Raw genomic sequence first — 19,621 nt, forward strand, 5'->3', positions numbered from 1 at the left:
TGATACCCCTTCAAGCGGCCATGGTCGGCCGCATGGAAGGGGCTTCATGTCGACAAGCAGCGCTTCAGTGGGGGCCGTGCCTGCAAAGACGTATCTGTCCATCGGCTCGATCAAGCCGCTGGGCACCAAGCTGGGAGTGCCCGAGTCCGGCGGCGGATGCGGTACGTCTGGGGGCGAGGGCAAGGCCAGCTGTGGTTCGTCGGACGGACCCGATGACATGCCGGCCGAGATCTGGGACAAGGTGAAGAACCATCCCTGTTATTCCGAAGAGGCCCACCATCACTACGCGCGTATGCACGTCGCTGTAGCACCGGCATGCAACATCCAGTGCAACTACTGCAACCGTAAATACGACTGCTCCAACGAGAGCCGCCCTGGCGTGGTGAGCCAGAAGCTCACACCCGAGCAAGCCGTCAAAAAAGTGGTGGCGGTGGCGAGCGAGATTCCGCAGATGACGGTATTGGGCGTGGCCGGCCCGGGTGATTCCCTGGCCAATCCCAAGAAGACATTCGAAACATTCCGCAGGTTGCAGGAGCAGGCCCCCGACATCAAGCTGTGCATCTCGACCAACGGTCTGGCGCTGCCGGACTACGTGGACGAGATCTGCAAGTACAACGTGGACCATGTGACCATCACCATCAACATGGTGGACCCGGCCGTGGGCGAGAAGATCTACCCTTGGATCTTCTGGGACCACCGGCGGGTGACCGGCTATGAGGCTGCAAAGATCCTGCACGAGCGGCAGATGCTCGGTCTGGAAATGCTGACTGCGCGTGGCGTTCTCACCAAAATCAATTCGGTGCTGATTCCGGGCATCAATGACGAGCACCTGATCGAGGTGAACCGCGAGGTGAAAAAGCGCGGCGCCTTCCTGCACAACATCATGCCGCTCATCAGCGAGGCCGAGCATGGAACGGTGTTTGGGCTGACGGGTCAGCGCGGCCCGTCGGCGCAAGAACTCAAAACCGTGCAAGACGCCTGCATGGGTGGCGCCAATCTCATGCGCCACTGCCGCCAGTGCCGCGCCGACGCCGTGGGCCTGCTGGGTGAGGACCGTTCGGATGAGTTCACGCTCGACAGGATCGAAGAGATGGAGGTCGTGTACGACCTCGACAAGCGCCGCGCCTACCAGGAAAAGGTCGAAGCCGAGCGCCAGGCGCAGCACGCGGCGAAGCAGGGTGCATTGGCCGCGGGCGCAGCCGTTGCAGTGGACCCGGACCTGAAGGTGCTCGTGGCCGTCGCTACCAAAGGCGGCGGCCGGGTCAACGAGCATTTTGGCCACGTCACGGAGTTCCAGATCTTTGAAGTCAGCGCCGCCGAGGCCCTGTTTGTCGGCCACCGCCGGGTCGACCTGTATTGCCAGGGCGGCTATGGCGACGAGGAGCAGTTGCCCAGCGTGGTCAAGGCCATCAACGACTGCCATGCGGTGCTGGTCGCCAAGATTGGCGCCTGTCCGCGCGACGAACTGAGCGCGGCCGGCATCGAGCCGGTCGAACAGTTCAGCGGCGAGTTCATCGAGAAGGCCGCACTCGGCTGGTTCAGCGGCTACTGCCAACGCGTCGCGGCCGGCGAAATCGCGTACCAAAGCCGCGGCGATGCGCAGATTCGCCAAGGCGCGTTTACCGGTCTGGCTGCCGCCTGAGCAGGTTGCACCCGCCACACATTTTCCCCACGCTTTCGCCCCACCCCCTGAAGGAGAACCACCATGGCCCTCAAGATCATCGCCTCCACCTGCACCGCCTGCTCGGCCTGCGAACCCGAGTGTCCCAACGTCGCGATCCGCGAAAAGGGCGGCACCTACATCATCGATCCGGCCAAGTGCACGGAGTGCGCCGACCAGTACGACTCGCCCCAGTGCCAGGCCGTTTGCCCGGTCGATGGCTGCATTGTGAAGGCCTGAAGACCATGTCCGCCCAATTCACCCTGACGGCGGCCGCCGAGAAATTCATCGGCCGCATCGTGCGCTTCTCGGGCTTGCCCGCAGGCGCTGGCCTGAGCCTGCGGGTCAGTCCAGGCGGCTGCTCGGGCTACAGCGCGGAGTTCGCCGCTGCGGCCGGTCCCAAGGAGGGCGAGCAGGTGTTCGAGGTTTCGGGCCTGAGGCTGTTTCTGGCGGCCGAGAGCCGCCTGCTGCTGGACGGCGTGACCATCGACTTCACGGAGACAGCCACGTCGTCGGGGCTGAACTTCATCAACCCCAACCAGGCGGCCTGCGGCTGCAGCAGTGCGGAAAACGCCGGGCCTGCAGGGGTGGCAAAAATCGAGATTGGTGCGATTGGCCGCGGCGGCCGAACCGCCACACTCACCCCCTGACGCCCTGGGCACACCGGGATCCGCCGTGAATGCCGCCCTTGACCATGACTTCGAAGCCGCTGCCGCGGCGTTCGCCGCCGCGGTCATCGGCGGTCAGCTTGCAGCGCCGGTGGAAGCCTTGATTGCCCAGGCCGGCGCGCTACGCGACCAGCCAGAGAAAGCCCTGCCGCTGCTGGAGCGCGCCCGGGCGCTGGCACCTCGGCACCCTGTGCCGCTGATTGCGATCTACCGCTTTCACTTCTATGGGCACGCGCTTGAGAAAGCCAGGGCGGCCGGCGAAGACGCGTTGGCCGTGGCGCGCAGCGCGCTGGGGCCTGAGTTTGGCGACGTGGTGCCCACTGAGGGCGCCACGCTTGGCGATGCGGCGGTGCGCTTTTATCTCTTCACGCTCAAAGGGCTGGCCTACTTGCATTTGCGCCTGGGCGAACTGGAAGAGGCGAAGCGGATGCTCGGCGAGCTCCGCCGCCTCGACCCGCAAGACCACCTGGGCGGCGGCCTCCTGTCGTACGTCTTGGCGCGGCACGAGGCGGGCGAAAGCACGTCACCGGCTGAGGGCGCAGCGGACTCCCCCGTGCGCGGCTGGGCACCGCAGGGGAGCCGGCCGTGAACGCCGCCATCGCCTTCTTGCGTTCGTCGCAACGTCTCACCGGACGTGCGCCTGAAGGGGACATCGCGCCGCAGCATTGGAGTGGCGGCCCGATCCGCTGCGAGGACTGTGCCCATGCCAGCCTGCGTGCGCGCGACGGTGATCAGGGTTGCGAGCCGGGTCACGCCTGCATGCAAGACGTCTACGCTCGCCGCATTGACCGCTTCTTCCGTTGGCATCCGCAACTTGCGGACCAGCACCTTTCGCACCCTTACTTCGAGGTCCGGGCCATCGCGGCGCGCCATGCCAGCGTGTTCCGCTTGGGCGGCCTGCTGACAGACCCGGATGAAACGGTGCGCATGCAGGTGGCGCTGCGGACTTCTCCGGCACAGCTGGATCGGCTGGCGCACGACCCACACCGCGAGGTGCGATTGCGTGTAGCGCAGCGCATCGCCGTGGACCGGCTGGCGGCCCTGCGCAGTGACTGCGACTATGGGGTGCGCGAGGTCGTCGCCCAACGCCTGCCGTTGGCCCTGCTGCCAACGCTGGCGTGCGATCCCGAGCGCAGCGTGCGCAAGATCGTCGCACAACGGTTGCAGATGCCCGCGCTGCTGCAGATGCTGCGCGACCCGGATCCAGAGGTGCGCCGCGTGGTGGCTGAAGGGCTGCCGGCACCGCTGCTCGACAGCCTGGCCACGGACAGCGACTGGCGTGTGCGCTGGGAGGTCGCGCGACGCGGCGGACAGGTTGTGCTGGCAAGGCTAGTCAACGACCTGGACTGCGAGGTGCGGCAAATGGCCCGGTCACGCTTGGCACCAGCGCCGCTGGCCGAGGTGCCGCATGGCTGACATCGTGCGTGACGACGACGTGATCGAGGTGAGCGAGCCTCCCCGCTTCGCCTTTGGCGAGCGCGTGATCGCGCGCTCGGTCGTGCGCAACGACGGTACCTACAACGGCAAGGACATTGGGGAACTGCTGGTGAACAAGGGCGACATCGGCTATGTCGTGAGCATCAACACCTACTTGCAGCAGTTCTACATCTACGCGGTGGACTTTATCGAGTCGGGCCACCGCGTCGGCATGCGCGCCAAGGAACTCTGCACGCTCGACAACCTGCCCGACGAGGTGCTGGCCCAGCTGGGCGAAAAGGCCACGGCGTTGGCCGCCCTGGGCAGCGGCAAGCCCGACCAAGGAGCAACCCCATGACCACCCCTTTGCTGGATCCTTCCGCATATGCCGAGCCGCGCACCCCAGCCTACGCCTGGGGCCAGCACGTGGTGGCGCTGGATGACCTGGCCAATGACGGAAGCCACCCCCAACGCGATGCAGGGGCGCTGCTGGCTGAACGTGGCGATGTGGGCGAAATTGTCAACATCGGCCATGCGGTGGAAGTAAACGAGCCGGTGTACCTGGTGGACTTTGGCGGTTGCGTGGTGGGCTGCCTGGAGATTGAGCTCGCTCCGCTTCCTGCCAGCTGGGTTCCGGAAGATCGCGGGGATGCGCCATGAGCCCCTGCGCCGGCTCCTGGGGCAGTGACCCGTCGCCTTCGCAGGTGATGGGCTTCCTTCTGCCTTTCATCGAGCGGGCGCTTCGCGAGCGTGTTCGTTACCGCTATGTGCAGCCGCGGGTGGTGCAAGAGGGAAGCAACTTCCGCATCGAGGCGCCTTGCTGCTCACGCAATGTGGATCGCAGCGGTGGAACGATCGACATCGCGCTGCTCATTCCCGCCCTGGACGGCCGCTGGGCGCTGCTGGTGCGCGAACATGCTGTAGCAGCCTGGGCGCCGCACGCGCAGGGCCTGTCGCTGAGCGAGGCGCTGGACCTGGTCTGCGTGGATGCCGAACGGAAATTCTGGCCATGATCTACCTCGACCACCACGCCACGACACCCCCCTCCCGTGCGGTGATGGAGGCTATGACGACGGTCATGTCTGGTACCTGGGCCAATGCCTCGTCGCAGCATGCACCGGGGCAGGCTGCGAAACGGGCGCTGGCCGATGCGCGCGCCACCGTGGCGCGCGTGCTGGGCTGCAAACCGGCGGAGGTGATTTTCACCAGCGGCGCGACGGAAGCCAACCATCTCGCGGTTCGCGGGTTGCTGGCGGCGGTGCCAGCCGGGCGCCGCCGCGTTGTGTTCAGCGCCGTCGAGCATGCCGGCCACCTGAAGCTGGCCCGCGAATTGGCGAGCGCCGGAGTGCCGGTGGACTTTCTGCCGGTGCGGCCGGATGGTCGGTTGGATCTCGGAGCAGCCGCCTCCCTCATTGGGCCGGACGTGGCGGTGGTCTCGCTGATTGCGGCCCAGAACGAAACGGGCGTCTTGATGCCGGTGGCGCAGGTTGCAGCGCTTGCGGCGGCTGCCGGCGTGCATCTGCATGTCGATGCGACGCAGTGGGTCGGCAAACTGCCGTTTGACTTTGCGGAATGGGGTGCGGACGCGGTGTCCCTCTCGGCCCACAAGTTCAACGGCCCCAAGGGCGTGGGCGCGCTGCTGCTGCGCCAGGGCGTGGGAATCTGCCCGGTAGTGCCCGGATCGCAAGAACGCCACCGTCGTGGCGGCACTGAGAACCTGCCCGCCATCGCCGGCATGGCGGCGGCGCTGAGCCAACTGGGCGATGTGAATGCCGAAGCGGCGCGGCAGTCGGCGCTGCGGGACCGGGTGGAGCGGGCCCTGAGCGCTGCCCTGCCGGAGGTGCACCTCTGGGGCGCCGAGGTGCCGCGTCTGCCGGGCGTGAGCTTTCTGCGCGTCGGTTGCTGGCCGGCCGACGTGCTGCTGCAGCGGCTGGAGCGCCTGGGCTTCGCCGCCTCGCCGGGGGCGGCCTGCTCGTCCTCGGGCAGCGCGCCTTCGCAGGCGTTGACCGCCATGGGCGTGCCCGGGGACGAGGCGCTGTGCGCCATCCGCCTGTCACTGGGCCGCACCACCTCCAGCGCCGAGGTGGATGCGCTGGTCGCTGCGCTGCCCACCTTGCGGTCCCTCTTGCCCGCGGGCCACGCCCAGGCCGCCTGAATCCCGAACCTATCCACCAGGAGCAGACGATGAAAGTGATGATCCGCAAAGACAGCAAGGGCGTGCTCAGCGCCTATGTGCCCAAGAAGGACCTGGAAGAGCCCATCGTCTCGATGGTCAGTCCCTCGATGTGGGGCGGCCTGGTCACCCTGGCCAACGGCTGGCAGCTGGACCTGCCCGCCATGGCGGCCGACACGCCGCTTCCGATCACGGTCGAGGCGCGCAAGCTCGCGTCCGCCGAAGACTGAGTTTTTTGCGCAGGAGAACCGCCATGGGACTGTCCGGAGAACAACTGAAAGCGGCTACGGAGGTGGTGGGCTATGCCCCCACGCTTCGGGATGCGGTCGCGCTGTGGCGTGCGCGCTACCCCCAGGTGCGCGCGCTGGTGGTCGATGAGATGGACATGCGAGACGAAGCGCCGGCCCTGCGCCTGGGCCACCGCAACGTCTACCTTGCCGCCACCGACGGCCATTGCTGGCACGTGACGCAGAGCGCCGACGAGGCCTCGGCCCTGATCCTCACGCAGCACTGAGGTACGCGGCCATGGATATCGAAACCATTGCATTGTATGAAAGCACCCTCGGCGACCAGGGCCTGGCGTTGGCGCAGGCAGTGCTCGCGTCTGGCCGCTGGGGCGACGGGCCGATGCTTGAATCGTTCGAGCAGGGCTTTGCCCGCTGGGTGGGTCGCCGTCATGCGGTGGCCGTGGGCAGCGGCACGCTCGGCACCTGGATCGCACTGCGCGCCCTGGGCATTGGCCCGGGAGACGAAGTGATCTGCGCATCGCACACCTGGCACCAGGTTGCCCAGGCCATCACACTGGCCGGCGCATTGGCGGTGTTTGCCGACATCAACTACTGGAGTGGCTGCCTCAGCCCCGAAAAAGCGGCGCTGAAGATAACGCCAGCCACCAAAGCCATCCTCGCCGGCAACACCAACGGCCATCCCGCTGCGTGGAGGGCGCTGCGTGCGCTGGCCGACGCGCACGGCTTGAAACTGATCGAAGACAGTACTGAATCGCTCGGCTCGCGTTATCTGGGCCGGACGGTGGGGACCTTTGGCGACGTGTCGGTGTTCGACTTTTCCATGCCCTCGGCACTGTGCACGGGAGAAGGGGGCATGCTGCTGACGGACGATGAGGCGCTGGCCATCGAAATGCGCTACCTGCGCCAGCGGCGGCTGTCTGACCGTGCTTCGGTTTCGATAGGGTCCCGCGTTCCGCTGCAGGCGGGCATGAGCGAGCTGACCGCCGCGTTGGGCCTGGCGCAGCTGTCGGACATCGACGAACGCCTGCTGCAGCGCAAGCGGATTGAGGCGTGGTACCACCAGGAGATGCAGAGCTTTGAGGGCGTCAAACCGCCCTACCTGGCCGAAGACGTGGACGAGGTTCACTGGATGCTCTACGTCGTGCACCTGGGCAAACGCTTCACCGCAAGCGCAAGGACCCAGATGATCGACGACATGAAGAGCTGCGGCGTGGAAACCGCTGCCTACAGCCACCCGCTGCACCAGCAGTTTTTCTACATGAACACGAGCGGCGGCGTGGGCCGCCAGCGGGGCGTGCTGCCGGACACCGATCGCATCGGCGACCGCGCGCTTGCGTTGCCGTTGCACACCGCGCTTGACGCAGAGCAGGTCAAGTACATCGTCAAAACCCTCAAGGACACCGCCACGAATGTGGGTGCTGGTGCTGCCATTTACCTTTGAAGGAAATCCCCATGTCCGCAGGCATCACCGAGATTGCGCGCCAGCTGGAGGCCGGTGCGGTCATCCCCTACCTGGGCTCCGGCATGCTCGCGCTGTGCGAAGGCGTGACGGTGCCGGCCACGCCCGGTGCGCTGGCGGCGGTGATGACCGCCAAAGTCAGCGTGCCGCACAAGATCCGCGCCCGGCTGACGCAGGCAGCGCAGTTCATCGAGAATTTCAAGCACCGCAAGTCCGTCGTGATGCTGATGGACGAGGCCTATGCCGCGGTGCCCGTGCCGTCGCAGCTGCACCGCACGCTGGCCACCAGCGGAGCGACGCTGTGGGTGGACTCCTGGTACGACGACACCCTGCTGGCCGCAGTCCGGGCCGCGCACCCGCAGGGCGGCTGGCGGCAGATCCAGGGCCTGTCGCAATCCGAACACTTCGGACAATGGACCGCCGACTACGACGCCAATGACCAGGTGGTAGACGCGCCTGCGAACGCCACGACACGCCTGCTCTATCGTCCCATCGGCGGTCACAGCCCGGCCAGCAACTACCTGGTGTCCGACAGCGACTTCGTTGAAGTGCTGACCGAAATTGACATCCAGACCCCCATCCCGGAGGTGGTGCAAGAGCGCCGCAAGGAGCGGCGCTTTCTGTTCCTGGGATGCCGCTTCGACGACCAGCTCACCCGCAGCTTCGCGCGCCAGATCATGAAGCGCTCCAGCGATACCCACTGGGCCGTGCTGCCCGAGGAGCCCACGCGCATGGAGGCGCGCTTTCTCGAAGAGCAGGGCATTGCACCCATCCCCATGCCGCTGGCCGAGTTCGGAGCGCTTCTTGCCGACGCGCTGCAGCCAGTGCTGGCACGCTGAACTCTGAAACCATCCTCGCTCCACGAACCTATTCGAGACCAAGACCATGACCACTTTGACCGTTCTTCCGTCCGGAAAAACCTATGACGCCGCCGCGGGTGCCACGATCATGCAGGCGCTCCTCGCTGCCGGCGAGGCCATTGCGAACAAGTGCGATGGCAAGGCCCAGTGCGGCTCCTGCCACATCTTCGTCACCGAAGGTCGCAAGACCCTCTCGCGCATCCAGAAGGTGGAAAACGAAAAGCTCGACACGCTGGTGGGCGTGGGATCGAAGTCGCGCCTGGCCTGCCAGGCGGTGCTCGGCGAAGAGCCGGTGACCGTTGAGTTGCTGACGTTCGTTTGAGACGGGCCGTGGCGGAGCTGCACGTCCTGCGGCCCGGCGCAGGCACGCCGACGGGTGGCCCTCCGACGGCGCGTGCTGCTGCCGGAAGCGCGCTCGCGTTGCGGCGGCCGCGTGCTGCGCGCAGCAGCACGAACAACTGACCCAGCGATCTGCGCCGCTCGCGATGGGCGCGTGCGGAGGTGCTGCGCCACCTGAAGGTGCTCGCGCGTAGCATGCTGGACCTCTTGCCCCTTGCGCGAGAGAGCATGCCTGCGCTGGACTGGGGCGGTGTGTGCTCGCTCGCATTGCCTCTGCGGCAGGGCAGCGGAGAAGGCCTGGAAGACGCGATGTGTTTCGCGGTAGGCGCGTCGGTGCCGGCCACCCTGCTGTGGCTGCGCATCTGCCGCCAACGCCAGCCCCGGCTGTTCCTGATGGCGCCTGACTGATGCGTCCAACGATGCCTCGCTTGTTGGCAAGCGTTTTGCAAAGTAGCCCACAGGAGTGTCGGAAACGGCCGTTGTGTAGCGAAGCACACAACGTTTGTCTCACCAGTCGACCGTTGTGTAGGGCTCGATACAAGGATTGTCTTGTTGCCTTCAGGAGGGTGTCATGTTCCAGACGTTATGCAGTTCGGTAGAGAACGCCTGTCCCGGGCGTGGCAGGGCCCTGGTGGCATGGATGGACGAGTTGCCTTCCGACCTGGTCGGTCTGGTGGTGCCGCCCGTGCGCTTCTCGATCCAGCGCGACACTGAGATCGTGGCCGACCGGAGCCTGGGGATTGATGCAGACGGGTTGACCTGCTTTTGCGCCTTTCGGCATGTGCAGACAGCGCTCCGCTCGGAAGACGACGAGATCTTCTATGAGGCGCCCATCCATGTCGAGACGGTGACGGCTTGGCGCTTGCCCGACCACCGCTGGCTGACCAGCCACAAGGTCATTGGAGAGACCGAGCCGATGTGCGGGGAGCCACGGCTGTCCGTGTGCACGGGGATGCCGCGATGAATGCCGTCTATCGCAGCCGTTCACCCATCAGCGCGGCAGACCGCCAGGCTTGGCTGGTCGCCTTCATGCGTTCGCTGGACGGATCGGACCTGTCCGAGCGAGAGCGTAGGGCCTGCTGGCAATGGGTGGAGGCCTGGTCGCTGAGCATGACATCGCAGCCCGCCGAACAGGCGCCGCGCTACCCCTATGAGTGGGTTCTCCGGCAGGTGCGGCACCCCGCGCTGGCCGCGTGCCGCTGACGGAGGGATGACGATGCAATCGCACCGGCACGCCCATCAGCACCTGGCCTGCTTTGGGCAAAGCCATGGGCGGCTCGCCGGGCTTGGCCATGGAGGACTTTCTTTCGAGATGGGCGGCTGGCCCGGAGTGATGTGCTGGGCCCGTCGGCTCGAATGCGTTGCGCACTTTCAACCACAGCGCGGCAGGCAAGTGCAAACGCTTGCCACCGGCAAGGTTCACGGAAGGCTTGCATGAATCCCACGCCGCAGTTTCTGACCGGCAAGCTGTTGATCGACACCGCGGCGGGCGGCCTCCTGGGCGAGAAGCGCATCCGCTTGCTGGAAGCGATCGACCGGCACGGCTCCATCCTGCAGGCCGCCAAGGCGGTGCCCATGGCCTACAAGGCGGCCTGGGATGCGGTGGATGACATGAACAACGTCGCGCCCGAACCGCTGGTGCTGCGCGTGACTGGAGGCCGCAACGGCGGCGGCACCGAGCTGACGGATTTCGGCCACCGCCTGATCGCCTTTTACCGCGCGCTGGAACAAGAGTCCCAGGCTGCGCTCGCCCGCCTGAGCGGCCAGTTGACGCAGTGCGGCGCGCCCGACATCGCTGAGTTTCGGCAGATCCTGAGGAAGCTTTCCATGAAAACCAGTGCCCGCAACCAGTTCGCTGGGCCCATCGTGGCGGTCCGCGCCGGCATCGTGGAAAGCGAAGTCAGGCTGCGCCTCGGGCCGTCGCTGGAGCTGACGGCCGTCGTCACCAACGAGTCCGTGCAGAACCTGGGCCTGGTCGAGGGTCGCGAGGTGCTGGCCTTCGTCAAGGCGTCGTCCATCGTGCTGATGGCGGGTGACGAGAGCACGCGCGTCTCGGCGCGAAACCGCTTTCAGGGCGTGGTGCAAAAGGTGCACCACGGGCCGGTCAATGCCGAAGTGACGCTGGGCCTGCCTGGTGGCCACCAGGTGCTGACGGCCGTGGTCACGGCTCCGAGCGTGGAGCGCCTGGGCCTGGCCGTGGGGCAGCCCGTGACGGCGATCTTCAAGGCCTCCAGCGTCTTTCTTGTCTCCACCGATTGATTCACCGTTGAAAGCTGTTCATGAAAGTTGCCATAGCGACCCACAAGGACTGGAGCGAGGTCAGCGGCCATGCCGGCCAGGCCCGCGAGTGGCTGCTGTTTGATTGCCAGCCCGGCGTGCCGGCTTCCGCGCCGCGGCGCCTGAGCCTTGCCAAGGAGCAGCTGCCGCACCATTTCAAAGACGACGGCCCGCATCCCTTGCAAGGGGTTGATGTGCTGATCGCGGGCAGCGCTGGCGACGGCTTCCTGCGCCACATGGACTGCTGGGGTGCGCAGGTGCTGTTGACGGGCGAAACAGATCCCCAAGTGGCGCTGCAGAAGGTGCTGGCCGGCGAGGCCCTGCCCGACACCCGGTTTGATGTCACCACCGCGCTGTGCAAGGTGCGCGACCTGTTTTCCCGCCACTGAGCGGCTTGCCCCATTTCACTCCAGGAGCCTGTTCATGATCTGCAAGACCTTTTTTTCCTCATGGCTCGCGGGCCTGTTGCTGGTGGGCTTGGCGGCGCGTGCCGACGAAATTCCGGTGGCCGTGGCCGCCAACTTCACGGCGCCGTTCAAGAAGATCGCCGCCGCGTTCGAGCAGGAGACGGGGCACAAGGTGGTCGCCTCGTTCGGATCGACGGGAAAGTTCTACGCGCAGATTCGCAACGGCGCTCCGTTCGAAATCCTGCTGGCGGCCGACGACGAGACGCCCGCCAAGCTGGTGAAAGAAGGCACCGCGGTTGGGGCAAGCCAGTACAGCTATGCCACGGGCAAGCTGGTGCTTTGGTCGGCAAAGCCGGGCGTGGTGGACGCCAAAGGGGAGGTGCTCAAAGGCGGTGGCTTCGACCATATCGCCTTGGCCGATCCCAAGCTCGCTCCTTACGGCGCGGCCGCCGTGGAGGCGATGAAGAAGCTGGGTGTGTACGACAGCCTCGCGCCCAAGATCGTGACCGGCGAGACCATTGCCCAGGCATTCCAGTTCGTCAGTAGCGGCAACAGTCTGCTGGGCTTTGTGGCGCTGGCGCAGGTGCTCAAGGACGGGAAGATCGAGGGCTCGGCCTGGGTCGTGCCGTCCGACCTCTACACCACCATTCGCCAGGACGCGGTCTTGCTAGCCCCCGGCAAGGGCAAAGCCGGCCCGCTGGCGTTGCTCCAGTTCCTGCGGTCCCCCCCATCGCAGGCAGTGATCACGTCGTATGGCTACGAACTGGGCAAGTAGGCGCCATGTACACCGCGCTGAGCGACGATGAACTGGACCGGCTGCTGCAGGACGACGCGCCCTGCGGCGACCTGACGACCGAGAGCCTGGGCGTGGGTGCCGCGGCGGGCGGCCTGCAGTTTCTGGCGCGTGAACCCATGGTGGTGTGCGGTGCGGAGGAAGCCGTGCGGCTGTTCGAGCGGGTGGGCGCACAGGCCCGTCACCACGCGACATCGGGCACCGTCCTGGCCGCAGGCGGCCTGCTGCTGACGGCAGCCGGGTCGGCAGAGCAGTTGCACCGTGCCTGGAAGACGGCGCAGACCTTGGTGGAATGGGCCAGCGGCATCGCCACTGCGGCTGCGTCCATCGTGGGCGCAGCCGGTGGTGTAGCGGTGGCTTGCACGCGCAAGAACGTGCCCGGTGCCAAAGCCCTGTCGGTCAAGGCCGTGAAGGCGGGTGGCGCGGTGATGCACCGGTTGGGACTGTCGGAGACGCTGCTGCTGTTTGCAGAACACCGGTTGTTTCTCGCGGAGGAACCCGACCACACGGTGGCACGGCTGCGGCGAGCACAGCCCGAAAAAAAGATCGTTGTCGAAGTGGGTGACGTGAAGGAGGCAGTGCGCTGGGCCCTGGCCGGCGCCGACGTGCTCCAACTGGAAAAGTTCACCCCCTCTGGCGTCGCTGAGTGCCGCCGGAGCCTCGGCGTGCTGGCATTGACGCCGTTGTTGGGCGCAGCGGGCGGCGTGCGCTCTGACAACGCTGCGGCTTACGTGGCGGCGGGTGCGGACCTGTTGGTCACGTCTGCGCCCTTCACGGCCCCGCCGCGCGATGTGCAGGTCCATTTTTCCCGCTGCTGAGGAACGCCGCATGCTCTCCGCCCATGACTATGCCGCCTTGGGGCTTACCCTCAAGCTTGCGGGGCTGACCACCGTGCTACTGCTGGTGTTCGGCACGCCCATCGCCTGGTGGCTGGCGCGCACGCCCTCGCGGCTCAAGGCGCTGGTGGGCTCCATCGTGACGTTGCCGCTGGTGCTGCCGCCGGCGGTCCTGGGCTTTTACCTGCTGGTGCTGATGGGGCCGCAGGGGCCGGTCGGGCGGTTCACGCAAGCCCTCGGTCTGGGGCTGTTGCCCTTTACGTTTGCGGGGCTGGTGGTGGCCTCGGCGCTGTATTCCCTGCCCTTCGTGGTGCAGCCGCTGCAGCAGGCGTTTGTCTCCATCGGCCGCGCGCCCATGGAGGCAGCGGCCAGCCTGCGCGCTTCGCCCTGGGACGCGTTCTTCACGGTGGCGCTGCCGCTGGCGCGCCCGGGCTTTGTCGCCGCCGGGGTCCTGGGCTTTGCGCACACGGTGGGTGAGTTTGGGGTGGTGCTGATGATCGGCGGCAACATCCCCGGAAAGACGCAGGTGCTGTCGATGGCCATCTACAACCACGTCGAGGCGATGGAGTACGGCAACGCGCACTGGTTGGCCGGCGGCATGCTGGTGTTTTCGCTCGCGGTTCTGTTGCTGCTGAACAGCCGGGGCTGGAGCCACGCGCGATGAGCATCGAAGCCCACTTTGTGCAGCGCTTTGCCGGCTTCACGCTGGACGTGGACCTGCAGCTGCCTGGCCGCGGGGTGACCGCGCTGTTCGGCCCCTCGGGCTGCGGCAAGTCGACGCTGCTGCGCTGTATCGCGGGCTTGCAGATGGCACCCGGGGGGCGTTGCGTGGTGAACGGCGAGGTCTGGCAGGACGGCGCGCACACGCTGCCGACGCACCGCCGACCGCTGGGCTATGTGTTCCAGGAGCCGCAACTGTTTGCGCACCTCAGCGTGCGTGCCAACCTGCAGTACGGCCGGGCGCGCATCCCGGTGGCGGCGCGCCAGGTGGACTGGGACCGCGCCGTGGATCTGCTGGGCATCGGCCATCTGCTGGAGCGGCGCCCGGCCGGGCTCTCTGGCGGCGAGCGCCAGCGCATTGCCATCGCCCGGGCATTGCTGACCAGCCCCCGGCTGTTGTTGATGGACGAGCCGCTGGCCGCGCTGGACGTGGCCCGCAAGAAAGAGTTCATGCCCTACCTGGAGCGGCTGGCGCGCGAGCTGGACATCCCGGTGGTGTACGTGAGCCACGCACCCGACGAGGTGGCCCGGCTGGCCGACCACATCGTGGTCCTGGAGGCGGGCCGCGCCGTGGCCGCAGGGCCGTTGGCCGAGGTGCTGTCGCGCTTGGACCTGCCCATCCACCTGGGCGAGGATGCGGGCGTGGTGCTGGAGGGCGTGGTGGTCGAGCGCGAGCCGGCCTGGCATCTGGCGCGCATTGCTTTCCCGGGCGGCTGCCTCTGGGTGCGCGACGGCGGGCAGGGCCAGGGCGCCACGGTGCGGCTGCGCGTGCTGGCGCGCGATGTGAGCCTGGCGCTTTCGCCCGCCACCGACACCAGTTTGCTCAACAGCCTGCCGGTGGTGGTGGAGCAGGTGGCCGATGAAAGCCACTCTGCGTTGGCGCTGTGTCGCGTGCGGGTGGGCAGTGGCGCGTCGTCGCTGCTTGCGCGGTTGACCCGGCGCTCGGCAGCGGCGCTGGCGCTGCAGCCTGGGACCGCGCTGTGGGCGCAAATCAAGGCTGTGGCGCTGATCGGATAGTGCTGGCTGAGGCGCCGTGGGCGGCGGCGGCGCGGTCGGCGGTGTGCTTGCGGCACCGGTGCCCGCACCAGCAACAGCGTTACGGGAATTGGGGCGGTTGCGGTGGGGGCGGGACTTCGTCAAAGCTCGCCGCCAGGGCGGCGCGCACGTCCTGGTCAACCGCTGCGCCGGCCAGCGGGTCGGCCCCCGCGGTCCATGCGGCATAGGCGTCTGGCGTGTCCAGTGCCAGCACCAGGGCGTGGTTGAGTTCGTAGGCGCCCCAGGCCAGGCCGCGCTCGCGCAGGGCGGCTTGCAGGGCGGCCTGCAGCAGCAGGCGCACCAGGCGGTGCGGGCCGGAGAACGGCACTTCGTCCGTACGTCCGGCTGCGGCGGCGGCGCAGGCGCGCCGGTCGTGCGAGGCGTGGCCCCGGCAGGACAGCGGGCGCGCGCGATGGATCATGCACACCCCTTGGATGACGAAGGCGCAGCGCCGGCGCAAGGCCACGCGCGCGGCTTCGTCGAGGCCGCGCGTGGCGGCGTCTGCCGTGCGCACCGCAGCCACCAGGTCGATGCCATGGCGCTGCAGCGTGGGGGCGGTAGCGCGCAGGTAGTCGGCCAGCACAAAGACTTCGGGGGCCAGCGCGGTCACGCGCAGCGCGCAGCAGCTGGCGCAGCCCTTGGCGCACTCCACCGCAGGCTGGCCTTCGCACTGGATGGCGACGTTGCCGTCGAAGCTGTCCCAGGCCTGAAGCAGCGTGGCCTGCACGGCTTGGGGACCGGCCGTGGCCAAGGTGTGCTCAAAGGCGGCCCGCTGGGCGTTGAAGAAGGCCTCCGCGCCGCGTTCGGAATCGTCACTCATGGGGCCCTCGGCGGATCGTCGAGGTTGGCGCTACGGCGCTCTGCGTTCGTTCGCTGCACCCGCGCAGGGGCGCAGCGCCGAGCGCGTCGCGTCGGGTGACTGGGCGTGGCCAGGTTTGCTGGGCCGTTCCACGTGAGAAGGAGAGAATGCATGGAATCTTGTTGCTATAAATATGAGAGCTGCTTGCGCTTGATGGTAAAGCGCTAGAGGCCATTTTCATAAGAATTTCTGACGCCACGGCGAACCACCTGGCCGATGTGCGCGCCGACCTCCGGTCTATCCTGCATGCCGCCGCAACGGCACGGCCGGCGCCGCAATGCATCCGCCGGGCGCAGCGGTGCGGGCCCGGCATCTCAGACGCGCTTTCCTTTGAGCAGCTTGGCCTGGTCGGATGGGCTGTAGTGGTTGAAGTGCCCCTGCGCATGGGCCGCGCGGCGATGCGCCATGCGAATGGCCTCGATCTTGCCGGCAGGCGCGATGCGCGAGACGCATTTCTCCAGATCGGTGCTGCCGCAGTGGGGGCAGGTCGGCACGGTGCTGGAGCGCACCAGCAGTTCGAACTCAGCCTGGCAGGCTTTGCAGTGGTAGTCAAACAGCGGCATGAGAGCCTCCCTTGGGTGTGGTGGAGCAGGGGGTGCGCGTGGCGCTGCAGCCTTCCAGCGAGGCCGCGGGTGCGGGGCGCTCGGCCAGGCCGATCCAGGCGGCCACGGCGGCGGTGTCGAAGCCGACATGGCGGCTGTCGTCGGCTGGCTGGTACATCAGCGGCCTTCGGATGAGCAGGGGGTCGGCCAGCAGAAGGGCCAGCGCGCGCTCGGCGCTCAGCGTGCCGGGTACCACCTCGCCGCTCTTGATGCGGGGCGCGGCGCGGTTGAACCAGTCCGCCACCGGCAGCGGCGCGAGGAACGCCAGCAGGGCGTCGCGGGTCCAGGGTTCGGCCAGCAGATCGCGCCGTTCCAGTGTGTGCCCTGCGGCCTGCAGCGCCGCGCGCTGGCGGGCATTGCCGCCGCAGCCGGGCTTTTCGTAGAAGATGAGATGGGCCATGGGGTCTCCCTTTACGAAGCCGCGGCCGAGTCTGCAGCCGTAGCGGGGGGCAACTGGTCGGCCAGCGCCAGCAGGCCGCTGGTCTGGTCGGTGATGGCGCGCACTGTTGCGGGCTGCAGGCGGCTGAGCCAGCGCCAGGGCAGCCGCGCAGCGCCGCAGCGCGCCCCGGCAAGCATGCCCACCAGGGCGCCGGTGGTGTCGGCGTCGTCGCCCTGGTTGACGGTGGCGGTCACGGCGTCTTCGAAGTCTTCGTGTTCGGCCACGTAGTGCAGCACGGTTTGCACGGTGTCGACCACGAAGGCGGTAGCGCGCCCCGGGTAGGGGGTGTGGCGGAAGGCGGGCTCTGCCGCCACCCACTGCGCGATGCCAGCGCGCAGCTGTGCCTGGTCATCGCCCTGCAGCAGGCCGCGCAGCAGCCGTCCCAGGCCCAGGGTGGCGGCGTCGGACAGCGGGTGGTGGTGGGTCATGCGGGCTTGCGCCAGCGAAAGGCGCTCGAAGGCGCGGCGATCGCCCAGCGTGGCGAGCACGACCGGCAGGTTGCGCATGGCTGCGCCGTTGCCGGCGTCGCCTTCGTTGGGTGGGCCCATCAGGCTGCCTTCGTGCAGAAAGCGCAGGATGCCGCGCCGGCAGGTGTTCCCGCAATCGACGGGGCCGCCACGCCACCAGTCGAGGTAGGCCTGGCCGATGCTGCGCAGCAGCGGGTCTTCGTCGAGTGCGGGCGCGTCGCGCAGCCGGGCTATGCCGGCCGCACCCGCTGCCAGCAGCGCGTCACCCAGCGCCAGCGACAGGGTGGTGTCGTCGGTCACCTGGCCGCGCGCCAGCTTGAGCCAGCCGCCGCCGACGATGTCCCGGTGGACCCCGTACTGCTGCAGAATTTCGCGCGGTCGCATGAACTCGACGGTGGCGCCGAGCGCATCGCCGAGGGCCAGGCCCAGGTAGGCCCCCAGGGCTTTGTCAAAGCGAACAGACAATGGCGCGGAAGAGGGCCTTGAGGAAGAGGGCTCAGACATAGCGCGCCACCACGTCGTAGTCGCCACCCAGGGCGAGCACTTCCTGCTCGCCCTGCAGCACTTGGCCCGGCAAAAGGCCGGGGAACACCAGTACCTTGCAGGCCGGCACCTGGGCTTCGAACACCCAGTCGCCGAAGCAGCCGGCGTCGTCGGGGGAGAGGCTGAAGGAAGCCAGGTTGTTCAGGCGCACGGTGCAATGCCGGTTCTGGAGCGCTCCGGCGACGAGCTGTTCGTCGCAGCGGGTGCTGCCACGCCACAGGCGCAGTTGCCGGGCCGGGGCGGCTGCGAGTCCCGGCAGTCCAAAGCGCTGCAGCGCCCATTGGCAAAACTCGTACAGCAGGTCCAGCTGCTGGTGGATGTTGTTGTTGTGCAGGCGGCTGGAGGTCTTCTCTTCCAGGTAGGTGATCCAGCCTGCAGAAGGAAAGTGCGCGAGGGGTGCTTTGTGGTGGATGGGCACCAGGCCAAACCGGCTTTCCACCCACCCCTTGAGCACCGCGCCCGCCGGGCCGTTGCTGTCCATGCCCCAGCCTTGCAGAAGTTTGCGCCAGCTGCTGCGCCACCGGCGGCGCTCGGCAGGGCCCAGCGTGGCCGCCTCGTGGTCCGCAGGGGCACGAAGGCCGAAGGCGATGTCCAGGTAGTGCACGAAGACCTCCGCAGCATCGCTCAGGCTGGCGCAGCGCCCCAGCAGGTGGAACAGGCCCGGATGCGTCTCGCGGGTGCCGGCGATCGACAACGCCAGGGGGTGCGCGTTGAACAGCGTGCTGGACAGCACCTGGCTCGGCACGCCCACCAGGTTGGTGCTGTACCAACGGTGCGGCTGGACGGGTTCATCATCCATTGGCGCGGCAACAGCCACAGGCCCTGGCGCGATCAGACCGGACGGTTTTCGTTGGGGTTGCGCACCGGCCCCATGAGCGCCAGGCCTTCGTCGTAGGTGATGGTGTCGAAGGTGATGTCGAACTTCAGCGCCGCATCGGCAACCTTGTCGGTCTTGCCCGCGGTGTCGAGCTTCTTGAGGTCGCCCTTCTCCAGGTACAGCAGTTCCAGCAGTTCGTTGTAGACGGTGGATTCGTCGATGGGCAGCACGTAGAACATCGCACCTTGGAACGGCACCTGGTACTTCTTCGACAGGTCGATGTTGTTGCAGAACAGGAAGTACTTGCCGCCCGCCGACAGCGTGTCGCCGAGCACCTCGGCCACGTCCTTGAGGTGGGCAAAGTTCAGCAGATAGCCCGCAAGGAAGGGCAGTTTGGGATCGCCTGCGGTGGCGATGGCGATCACCTGGTCGAGCGTGAGCTCGGGGGGGCGCGCTTCGTCGGCCAGCTTGGGCGCGAAGCGCAACGCCAGTTCGCCCCGAAATCCAAAGCGGCCTTCCGTCGGGGTGGGCGCCTTGAGCACGGGGTTGAGCATGCGGCCTTCTTTCTCCAGGCGGGCAAAGGCAGTGTCGGCAATCGTGGCGGGCGCGGTGAGCGTGGTCATGGCGGTTCCTGTGGTTGGGAAAAGGGAAGTGAGCACCGCTGCTGTCTGCAATGAACGTACCAACCCGCGCAACCCTTCGCCCGCCCTGGATGGCGCAGCAAACCCGACACAAGCGCTGGCGCAGGCGCTGGCAAGGCGTGCCGTTTGCGACGCTGCCGGCCGGGTTTGTAGGGTTCGGAACAAAGCCGTACAAGGCCTAGACAGCGCGCGAAGAAAGGCCGCTTTCTCTCTAAAAAACAAGCACTTATGAGGTGTTGGAAGGGGGTGCGAATGGCATGGCACGGAAGCTGCGATGGAGTGGCTGCGCGGACACAAGTCCGGCCGATGCGTGATCCGATAAGAAGAGCTATGGGCACGTCAGGCTGACCTGGTCGCGGTGT

At 67.3% G+C, this 19,621-nt stretch carries 29 protein-coding genes; 23 read left to right on the forward strand and 6 right to left on the reverse strand.

Features of this window, described 5'->3' with window-relative positions; genetic code table 11:
• Positions 1-46 precede the first annotated feature (46 nt).
• The 23 genes from nifB (at position 47) to modC (ending at position 14,873) form a co-directional block, all read left to right on the forward strand.
• The gene (gene nifB, locus ACOYR3_RS08865; protein ID WP_422846077.1) at positions 47-1,642 is read left to right on the forward strand and encodes a nitrogenase cofactor biosynthesis protein NifB; all 1,596 of its coding nucleotides are present in this window, start codon (positions 47-49) and stop codon (positions 1,640-1,642) included.
• Between the two features lie 63 nt (positions 1,643-1,705).
• Positions 1,706-1,900 carry a 4Fe-4S binding protein gene (locus tag ACOYR3_RS08870; RefSeq protein WP_422846078.1) on the forward strand — a complete coding sequence of 65 codons (195 nt, stop codon included), beginning with the start codon at positions 1,706-1,708 and terminating at the stop codon, positions 1,898-1,900.
• A gap of 5 nt (positions 1,901-1,905) precedes the next feature.
• Positions 1,906-2,310: a HesB/IscA family protein gene (locus ACOYR3_RS08875; RefSeq protein ID WP_422846079.1), complete on the forward strand. Its 405-nt coding sequence runs from the start codon at positions 1,906-1,908 to the stop codon at positions 2,308-2,310.
• Between the two features lie 25 nt (positions 2,311-2,335).
• The gene (locus ACOYR3_RS08880) at positions 2,336-2,917 is read left to right on the forward strand and encodes a hypothetical protein (RefSeq protein WP_422846080.1); all 582 of its coding nucleotides are present in this window, start codon (positions 2,336-2,338) and stop codon (positions 2,915-2,917) included.
• Positions 2,914-3,744, forward strand: coding sequence for a 4Fe4S-binding leucine-rich repeat protein (locus ACOYR3_RS08885; RefSeq protein WP_422846081.1), 831 nt, complete (start codon positions 2,914-2,916; stop codon positions 3,742-3,744). Before ACOYR3_RS08880 ends, ACOYR3_RS08885 begins: the two co-directional genes overlap by 4 nt.
• Positions 3,737-4,102, forward strand: a complete 366-nt coding sequence (locus tag ACOYR3_RS08890; RefSeq protein ID WP_422846082.1) for a nitrogen fixation protein NifZ — start codon at positions 3,737-3,739, stop codon at positions 4,100-4,102. Before ACOYR3_RS08885 ends, ACOYR3_RS08890 begins: the two co-directional genes overlap by 8 nt.
• Positions 4,099-4,404, forward strand: a complete 306-nt coding sequence (locus ACOYR3_RS08895) for a nitrogen fixation protein NifZ (RefSeq protein WP_422846083.1) — start codon at positions 4,099-4,101, stop codon at positions 4,402-4,404. The genes ACOYR3_RS08890 and ACOYR3_RS08895 overlap by 4 nt, the downstream gene beginning before the upstream one ends.
• Entirely contained in the window at positions 4,401-4,757 is a 357-nt protein-coding gene (locus ACOYR3_RS08900) for a hypothetical protein (RefSeq protein ID WP_422846084.1), read from the forward strand. Before ACOYR3_RS08895 ends, ACOYR3_RS08900 begins: the two co-directional genes overlap by 4 nt.
• Positions 4,754-5,899: a cysteine desulfurase family protein gene (locus ACOYR3_RS08905; protein ID WP_422846085.1), complete on the forward strand. Its 1,146-nt coding sequence runs from the start codon at positions 4,754-4,756 to the stop codon at positions 5,897-5,899. The genes ACOYR3_RS08900 and ACOYR3_RS08905 overlap by 4 nt, the downstream gene beginning before the upstream one ends.
• Positions 5,900-5,928: 29 nt before the next feature.
• Positions 5,929-6,147, forward strand: a complete 219-nt coding sequence (nifT, locus tag ACOYR3_RS08910) for a putative nitrogen fixation protein NifT (protein WP_422846086.1) — start codon at positions 5,929-5,931, stop codon at positions 6,145-6,147.
• Positions 6,148-6,170: 23 nt separating this feature from the next.
• Complete coding sequence (locus ACOYR3_RS08915) at positions 6,171-6,431, forward strand: hypothetical protein (RefSeq protein WP_422846087.1); 261 nt, start codon at positions 6,171-6,173, stop codon at positions 6,429-6,431.
• Between the two features lie 11 nt (positions 6,432-6,442).
• On the forward strand, positions 6,443-7,606 hold the full coding sequence (locus ACOYR3_RS08920; RefSeq protein ID WP_422846088.1) for a DegT/DnrJ/EryC1/StrS family aminotransferase: 1,164 nt from the start codon (positions 6,443-6,445) through the stop codon (positions 7,604-7,606).
• A gap of 11 nt (positions 7,607-7,617) precedes the next feature.
• Complete coding sequence (locus tag ACOYR3_RS08925) at positions 7,618-8,463, forward strand: SIR2 family NAD-dependent protein deacylase (protein ID WP_422846089.1); 846 nt, start codon at positions 7,618-7,620, stop codon at positions 8,461-8,463.
• 46 nt (positions 8,464-8,509) lie between these two features.
• Positions 8,510-8,806 (forward strand): 2Fe-2S iron-sulfur cluster-binding protein, encoded by a 297-nt coding sequence (locus ACOYR3_RS08930; protein ID WP_422846090.1) that lies wholly within the window; start codon positions 8,510-8,512, stop codon positions 8,804-8,806.
• A gap of 212 nt (positions 8,807-9,018) precedes the next feature.
• The gene (locus ACOYR3_RS08935; RefSeq protein ID WP_422846091.1) at positions 9,019-9,231 is read left to right on the forward strand and encodes a hypothetical protein; all 213 of its coding nucleotides are present in this window, start codon (positions 9,019-9,021) and stop codon (positions 9,229-9,231) included.
• Between the two features lie 163 nt (positions 9,232-9,394).
• Positions 9,395-9,787 carry a hypothetical protein gene (locus ACOYR3_RS08940; protein ID WP_422846092.1) on the forward strand — a complete coding sequence of 131 codons (393 nt, stop codon included), beginning with the start codon at positions 9,395-9,397 and terminating at the stop codon, positions 9,785-9,787.
• A complete protein-coding gene (locus ACOYR3_RS08945; protein ID WP_422846093.1) occupies positions 9,784-10,026 on the forward strand; it encodes a hypothetical protein in 243 nt (80 codons plus the stop codon). The genes ACOYR3_RS08940 and ACOYR3_RS08945 overlap by 4 nt, the downstream gene beginning before the upstream one ends.
• Positions 10,027-10,257: 231 nt before the next feature.
• The gene (locus tag ACOYR3_RS08950; protein ID WP_422846094.1) at positions 10,258-11,082 is read left to right on the forward strand and encodes a TOBE domain-containing protein; all 825 of its coding nucleotides are present in this window, start codon (positions 10,258-10,260) and stop codon (positions 11,080-11,082) included.
• Between the two features lie 20 nt (positions 11,083-11,102).
• Positions 11,103-11,489 (forward strand): NifB/NifX family molybdenum-iron cluster-binding protein, encoded by a 387-nt coding sequence (locus ACOYR3_RS08955; RefSeq protein WP_422846095.1) that lies wholly within the window; start codon positions 11,103-11,105, stop codon positions 11,487-11,489.
• Positions 11,490-11,523: 34 nt separating this feature from the next.
• Positions 11,524-12,282, forward strand: a complete 759-nt coding sequence (modA, locus tag ACOYR3_RS08960) for a molybdate ABC transporter substrate-binding protein (protein WP_422846096.1) — start codon at positions 11,524-11,526, stop codon at positions 12,280-12,282.
• 5 nt (positions 12,283-12,287) lie between these two features.
• Positions 12,288-13,118, forward strand: a complete 831-nt coding sequence (gene modD, locus ACOYR3_RS08965; RefSeq protein WP_422846097.1) for a ModD protein — start codon at positions 12,288-12,290, stop codon at positions 13,116-13,118.
• Positions 13,119-13,128: 10 nt separating this feature from the next.
• A complete protein-coding gene (gene modB / locus ACOYR3_RS08970) occupies positions 13,129-13,800 on the forward strand; it encodes a molybdate ABC transporter permease subunit (RefSeq protein ID WP_422846098.1) in 672 nt (223 codons plus the stop codon).
• Positions 13,797-14,873 (forward strand): molybdenum ABC transporter ATP-binding protein, encoded by a 1,077-nt coding sequence (gene modC / locus ACOYR3_RS08975; RefSeq protein WP_422846099.1) that lies wholly within the window; start codon positions 13,797-13,799, stop codon positions 14,871-14,873. Before modB ends, modC begins: the two co-directional genes overlap by 4 nt.
• A gap of 79 nt (positions 14,874-14,952) precedes the next feature.
• On the opposite strand, the gene ACOYR3_RS08980 is transcribed toward modC, so the two are convergent.
• The 6 genes from ACOYR3_RS08980 to ACOYR3_RS09005 form a co-directional block, all read right to left on the reverse strand.
• Positions 14,953-15,711, reverse strand: coding sequence for a YkgJ family cysteine cluster protein (locus tag ACOYR3_RS08980; RefSeq protein ID WP_422846100.1), 759 nt, complete (start codon positions 15,709-15,711; stop codon positions 14,953-14,955).
• Between the two features lie 353 nt (positions 15,712-16,064).
• Positions 16,065-16,313, reverse strand: a complete 249-nt coding sequence (locus ACOYR3_RS08985; RefSeq protein ID WP_422846101.1) for an FmdB family zinc ribbon protein — start codon at positions 16,311-16,313, stop codon at positions 16,065-16,067.
• Positions 16,300-16,752 carry an ArsC/Spx/MgsR family protein gene (locus tag ACOYR3_RS08990; protein WP_422846102.1) on the reverse strand — a complete coding sequence of 151 codons (453 nt, stop codon included), beginning with the start codon at positions 16,750-16,752 and terminating at the stop codon, positions 16,300-16,302. Before ACOYR3_RS08990 ends, ACOYR3_RS08985 begins: the two co-directional genes overlap by 14 nt.
• Before the next feature lie 11 nt (positions 16,753-16,763).
• Positions 16,764-17,723 carry an ADP-ribosyl-[dinitrogen reductase] hydrolase gene (draG, locus tag ACOYR3_RS08995; protein ID WP_422846103.1) on the reverse strand — a complete coding sequence of 320 codons (960 nt, stop codon included), beginning with the start codon at positions 17,721-17,723 and terminating at the stop codon, positions 16,764-16,766.
• Between the two features lie 31 nt (positions 17,724-17,754).
• The gene (locus tag ACOYR3_RS09000; RefSeq protein ID WP_422846104.1) at positions 17,755-18,600 is read right to left on the reverse strand and encodes an NAD(+)--dinitrogen-reductase ADP-D-ribosyltransferase; all 846 of its coding nucleotides are present in this window, start codon (positions 18,598-18,600) and stop codon (positions 17,755-17,757) included.
• Positions 18,601-18,632: 32 nt separating this feature from the next.
• Positions 18,633-19,241: a hypothetical protein gene (locus ACOYR3_RS09005; protein ID WP_422846105.1), complete on the reverse strand. Its 609-nt coding sequence runs from the start codon at positions 19,239-19,241 to the stop codon at positions 18,633-18,635.
• Positions 19,242-19,621 lie beyond the last annotated feature (380 nt).

The sequence above is a fragment of the Acidovorax sp. M2(2025) genome (genome assembly GCF_049330835.1).
GTDB lineage: Bacteria > Pseudomonadota > Gammaproteobacteria > Burkholderiales > Burkholderiaceae_C > Acidovorax.